Source organism: Ramlibacter sp. (assembly GCF_029866045.1).
Lineage (GTDB): Bacteria > Pseudomonadota > Gammaproteobacteria > Burkholderiales > Burkholderiaceae_C > Ramlibacter.
Genome location: NZ_JARXAB010000117.1, coordinates 1 through 5,386, shown reverse-complemented (window position 1 = coordinate 5,386; position 5,386 = coordinate 1). Strand labels below are relative to the sequence as shown.

Below are 5,386 nucleotides of genomic sequence, written 5' to 3'. Positions count from 1 at the left end.
CTGAATTCGGAACAATTTGACCAATCCCGCATCGGCTCGCCCCGGGCGGCCCCTTTTCAGCGAGCGGCTGCGGCAGCGGTCGGCGTTCTCAGGAAATCGCTTTCCACAACCGTGATGGCAGTATCCGGCGCTGCAGCGCGGGGGCGCTCGGCCTGCGCTTGACCGGCCGCCCGCGGGTCAGCGACACGAAGGTCAGCCATACGCACATCGGCTACTCGCTGGTCGGCTACCTGCAGGTCGTCCAAATGCAGGTCGGCCATGGGCGCGCGCAGCCAGTGCAGGTTCAGGTGGTATTGGGGCCCCAGCCTCTCGATGGAATGGTCCGCGAGGATGCGCAAGTTGATCATTTCCTTGGCCTGCGCCCGGTACCCCGACGCAATCCGCTCCTGGGCCTGGCGATCACCCCCCGCCGCATCACGGTGCCCCCAGATTCGGTTGAGGGCGCGCCATGTTTCTTGCAGCAGCGCAGGTGTGGCCTCGAGCTGGCACAGACGGCCCAGGCCTGCCACCTGGGCGGAGAGTCGATCCCGTGCTTCGTCGGTGGTGGTCGCCGCACCAGTGATTTTGGACAGTATCTCGATGAGCTCTACTGGCCTCACCACGCCTTCGAGGAAGGCCCTGCTGTCCAGGTTTTGCCGGTGTTGCAGGTGGATCAGGATGCCGTGCAGGCGCCGGACTTTGCCCTCGGGTGGCACGGGGAGGTAGCGGACGAAATCAATCGCATGTTGAATCGTAACTCTCAGATCGGCGAGCTTTGCAGCTTCCAGGCGGTCCGGGATTCGGCGCGGCTCGTTGAGGCGCGCCGTCAGTTCTTGCAGACGGTCATCCGTCGGAAACTTTCGGGCGTATTCGGTCAGCGACAACACCACTTCAAAGGGTGCCCGGTGCCAGCCCGCCTCCATGCGTTCTTCGTGCTGACGAGAGCCATTGCCGAGTTTTCCCGCCAGCAAGTCCAGAACGCGCTGCTGCGCATTGGTGATGGACCGCGCAGCACGGGGCGGTTTGCGTAGTTCCTCCAGTAGGCCTGGTACCAAGTCTTGGGGCAATTCCAGAGGATGGTGCCGCGCCAGGCCGATGAACAGGCAGTCGCTGTTGTGCGAAGCCTCTTGAACGCTGCGGCGATCTCGGTTCCCAGGGTGCAGGAATTGCTCGATGCAGGTGCGGACGTCTTTGCCCTGCGGGCCCGCAGTTCGCAGGGAAGCGAGGCCGGTGCTCAGCTGCATCCATCCGGCGAGATTTTCGGTGTCAAAGTAACGGCTGATCTGGGAGCCCGGTTCACCCACCCTTTCAAAACCGGGCAGGCCGCGCAGCAAGGTCCAGAAATTCAGACGCTCAGCGCGTTCTCCTGGCTTGTTGTCTGTGCCGTCCCAGCAGGCCTGCATCAGCGACTCCGCAACCTTGTTCGCTGAACTGGCGCTGAGGTGATGAGCCGACATGGCAGCCGCCAGCAGCATCAGGGACGCTTTGAGCGTCTGGCTGTCCAAGTCTCTCGCGCGCGCAAGATGCGCGATCTGCCCTGCCAGCAAACCCACCCCCTCCACGGCGTGTCCCCGGTTACCGCGGCAGGCAGAAGGGGGCCAGGCGGTCTGTGCGAGCCGAACGTAGGCTTGGGCGACCTGCCGGCTCGGTAGGCCCTGGCCGGAACCTGCGAGCAGCCACTTAATTTTCTGGATGCAGCTTGCAACGCCCTCTGCGGTGAGGGGGGCTCTGCGCTCGGCCAGGGCTTCGATGTCTTCCAGCAAATTCTCCGGGGGACGCAGGGCGTCCTCGCTGGGGCGCCCTGGAAAGCGTTCGACGCAGGCCCTGCGCGCGCGCAAGGTCACCCATTCAATCGCTGGCGGAATGAAGGCGCCTACCGTCAGGCCGATGCCGCCCACCACGGTTCCGATGACGCCCCAAAAGCCGTTTTCGGCGGCGCTCCTGTCGTCCGCGCGGCCGAGCCCGCCCGGAAACAGGGCCATGGTCCCCACCACCGCGGCGGCGGAGGTGCCGATGGCTGTTGCCAGATGCAGACCTGTGCGGCATCGCCAGCCGCTCACGGACTCCTGAAATGCCAGGGGCTCGAGGATCCTCGACTGGCGCTGTCGCAGCGCCGCGTCTAGCGTTCCGGCGTTGGTATGGGCTGTAGGGGCGGCGGCACCCGCTGCGCTGGCGTGGGAGACCTCGCGAGGTTCGGGGCCGGCGTGTTGCGCCATAGCAATCGGCGGCGGGAGGTGGATGTGTGTGTGAGTGGCTTGGGTGGCTTGAGTGGGGCGTTGCGAGCCGAGCATGGGGTGCACCTGATTTGTAGTCGGAAAGAATTATTTGTGCCGCCTTCCCTGCCCATCTGACGCGCCTCTGGCGCTTGCGGAATCGGCCGTAGGTCCAGGTCCGGGGTGAGTTCGGCATAATCGGCCGATCGCCCACCGCCGACCGAATCAGGTCGGCGGTTTCGCTTTCAGAGACACACGAACGAGCAAGTCCCATGGCTACCATTCCCATCACCGTCCGCGGCGCCGAGAAGCTCAAGGCCGAACTGCACCGCCTCAAGACAGTGGACCGCCCCGCCGTCATCAACGCGATCGCCGAGGCCCGCGCCCAGGGCGACCTGTCGGAGAACGCCGAGTACGACGCCGCCAAGGACAGGCAGGGTTTCATCGAGGGCCGCATCCAGGAGGTGGAGGGCAAGCTCTCGGCCGCCCAGATCATTGACCCGTCTTCGGTGCAGGCCGATGGCAAAGTCGTGTTCGGCGCCACGGTAGAGCTTGAGGACGAGGACTCTGGCGAGAAGGTCACTTACCAGATCGTGGGCGAGGACGAGGCCGACCTGAAGCTGGGCCTGATCAACGTCTCCAGCCCCATTGCCCGATCTCTGATCGGCAAGGAAGAGGGCGACGTGGCCGAGTTCCAGGCCCCCGGCGGCACCCGTCGCTTCGAGGTGATGGCGGTCAAGTACCTGTGATGCGCGAGCGCCTGGCCCTGATGGCCGCTGCGCTTTGGTGGGGTAGCCTCACCGCAGTGGGCGCTTGGGTGGTGCCCCTGCTGTTTGTGCATCTGCCCACGCCCGCGATGGCCGGCCAGACGGCGGCGCGCCTCTTTACCGCCCAGGCCTGGGCCGCCCTGGGGTGTGGCTTGCTGCTGATGATGCTTTTGCGGCCCCGCGATGCCGACCGGATTGCGCCGGCCGTCCAGCGCAGCCTGGCCTGGGTGGCCGCCGGTATGTTGCTGGCCTTGCTGCTGGAGTTCGTGGTGGCGCCCCGCATCGGAGCCCGTGAAGACCTGCGCCTGTGGCACTCACTGGGCAGCGCGCTGTTCGCGCTGCAGTGGGTGTGTGCCGGGGTCGTGCTGTGGCGGCAGGGCGCCAGTCAGATCAGTCCTGCCGACCCTTCTTGATCGACTTCAGTTTGGGCTTAGACCGCTTGACCTGGCCGCCGGGGGTCAGGCGCTGATTGCCCAGCACCCGCACCGTGCGCACCTCGGGACGCTGGCCGCCCCGCTTGCTGTACTTGAGCACCTTGAAGTCGCGCGGGCCGGGCAACTTGTCCTCGTCCTCGGCGCGCTCTTTCTCCGGCTTGGGGCGCCAGAGCACCAGCAACTTGCCGATGTGCTGGATCGGGGCGGCGCTGAGCTGGTCGGCCAGTTGCAGGTAGACGGCTTCTCGGGCGGCGCGGTCGTCTCCCTGGACGCGGACCTTGATCAGGCCGTGGGCCTTGAGGGCGGCGTCGGTCTCCTTGACCACCGCCGGCGTGAGGCCGTCGTTGCCGATCATGACGACCGGATCGAGATGGTGGGCCTCGGCGCGATGCGCTTTGCGCTCGGCAATAGTTAGTTCAATAGCGGGCATGGGCCTATTATCGCTACCGCAGGAAAGTACACATGAAGGTCAAGACCAAGAGCAAGAAGGTGAACAAGGCGTGGCTCAATGACCACGTCAATGATCCCTACGTCAAGATGGCCCTCAAAGAGGGCTACCGGGCACGGGCGGCTTACAAGCTCAAGGAGATCGATGAGACCCTGGGTCTGGTCAAGCCGGGCCATCTGGTGGTCGACCTGGGCTCGGCCCCGGGCGCCTGGAGCCAATACCTGCGCCGGCGCCTCTCGCCCCAGGGGGCGGCGGTGGGCGAGCTCAATGGCACGATCATCGCCCTGGACATCCTGCCCATGGAGCCGGTCGAGGGCGTGACCTTTTTGCAGGGGGACCTCCGCGAAGACGCGGTGCTGGCCCAGCTCGAGGCGGTGGTGGCCGGCCGGCCGGCCGATCTGGTGGTGTCGGACATGGCGCCCAACCTCTCGGGCATCGAGTCTTCGGATGCCGCTCGCATTGCCCACTTGGTCGAACTGGCGGTCGAATTCTCGGAGCGACATCTCAAACCCGACGGCGCTCTGGTAGTGAAGGTCTTTCACGGCAGCGGCTACAGCCAGTTGGTCAAGTCGTTCAAGGAGCGGTTTCGGGTGGTCAAGCCGATCAAGCCCAAGGCCTCCCGTGACAAGTCTTCAGAGAACTTTCTGGTGGGCATCGGGCTCAAGAAAGCGCCCTGAGGGCCGATTTCCCGGTGTGGGCATCCGGTTTGCCGGTCTGAGATCCCCAGGCTCCCATCCCCCTAGGAAGGGTGTTGCCTTTTCGCATGGCCCGGCATCTTGAAACCCCTAGAATGGGACGCATCTGCCCTACAGGTGTTTCCCGGCTGCCGTCCCAGGCACTCGCAGGCCCTGCTAGGCCTGTTTTTGATGGTCCGTTTTAGCGGAGACCGATTTGAACAATCAGTGGTTCTCGAAAGTTGCAGTCTGGCTGGTGATCGGCCTGGTGCTGTTTACTGTCTTCAAGCAGTTTGACACCCGCGGGGCTGCCGGTGCCAACCTGATGGGCTATTCCGAATTCCTGGACGAGGTGCAGGCCAAGCGCATCAAGAGCGCCATGATCCAGGAGGGGCAGGGCGGCACCGAGATCGTGGCCGTCACCATCGACGACCGCAAGGTGCGCGCCACCGCCACCTACCTCGACCGCGGTTTGGTCGGCGACCTGCGGGCCAACGGGGTGAAGTTCGATGTCAAGCCGCGCGAAGAGGGGTCTCTCCTCATGACCCTGCTGGTCTCCTGGGGCCCGATGCTGCTCCTGATCGGCGTGTGGGTGTATTTCATGCGCCAGATGCAGGGCGGCGGTAAGGGCGGGGCCTTCAGTTTCGGCAAGAGCAAGGCCCGCATGCTCGACGAGAACAACAACCAGGTCACCTTCGCCGACGTCGCCGGCTGCGACGAGGCCAAAGAAGAAGTGAAGGAGGTCGTCGACTTCCTCAAAGACCCGCAGAAGTTCCAAAAACTCGGCGGCCGCATCCCGCGCGGCCTGCTGCTGGTGGGCCCCCCGGGAACCGGCAAGACCTTGCTGGCCAAGGGCATCGCCGGCGAGGCC

The 5,386-nt window shown here is 65.1% G+C and carries 6 protein-coding genes; 4 read left to right on the top strand and 2 right to left on the bottom strand.

The features are described from left to right. Positions 1 to 56: 56 nt before the first annotated feature. Positions 57 to 2,195: a hypothetical protein gene (locus QE494_RS12680; protein ID WP_300043786.1), complete on the bottom strand. Its 2,139-nt coding sequence runs from the start codon at positions 2,193 to 2,195 to the stop codon at positions 57 to 59. Positions 2,196 to 2,464: 269 nt separating this feature from the next. Between QE494_RS12680 and greA the strand changes: the two genes are divergently transcribed. Both greA and QE494_RS12670 read left to right on the top strand, forming a co-directional pair. Then, complete coding sequence (greA, locus tag QE494_RS12675; RefSeq protein ID WP_300043785.1) at positions 2,465 to 2,941, top strand: transcription elongation factor GreA; 477 nt, start codon at positions 2,465 to 2,467, stop codon at positions 2,939 to 2,941. After that, complete coding sequence (locus QE494_RS12670; RefSeq protein ID WP_300043783.1) at positions 2,941 to 3,372, top strand: DUF4149 domain-containing protein; 432 nt, start codon at positions 2,941 to 2,943, stop codon at positions 3,370 to 3,372. Before greA ends, QE494_RS12670 begins: the two co-directional genes overlap by 1 nt. Here QE494_RS12670 and QE494_RS12665 read toward each other — a convergent pair. After that, on the bottom strand, positions 3,350 to 3,823 hold the full coding sequence (locus tag QE494_RS12665; protein WP_300043781.1) for a YhbY family RNA-binding protein: 474 nt from the start codon (positions 3,821 to 3,823) through the stop codon (positions 3,350 to 3,352). The genes QE494_RS12670 and QE494_RS12665 overlap by 23 nt on opposite strands. Before the next feature lie 32 nt (positions 3,824 to 3,855). Here QE494_RS12665 and QE494_RS12660 point away from each other — a divergent pair, with 32 nt between their 5' ends. Both QE494_RS12660 and QE494_RS12655 read left to right on the top strand, forming a co-directional pair. After that, positions 3,856 to 4,518, top strand: coding sequence for an RlmE family RNA methyltransferase (locus QE494_RS12660; RefSeq protein WP_300043779.1), 663 nt, complete (start codon positions 3,856 to 3,858; stop codon positions 4,516 to 4,518). A 214-nt stretch (positions 4,519 to 4,732) separates the two neighbouring features. After that, the coding region (locus tag QE494_RS12655) for an ATP-dependent metallopeptidase FtsH/Yme1/Tma family protein (RefSeq protein WP_300043778.1) at positions 4,733 to 5,386 on the top strand (654 nt) is incomplete at its 3' end.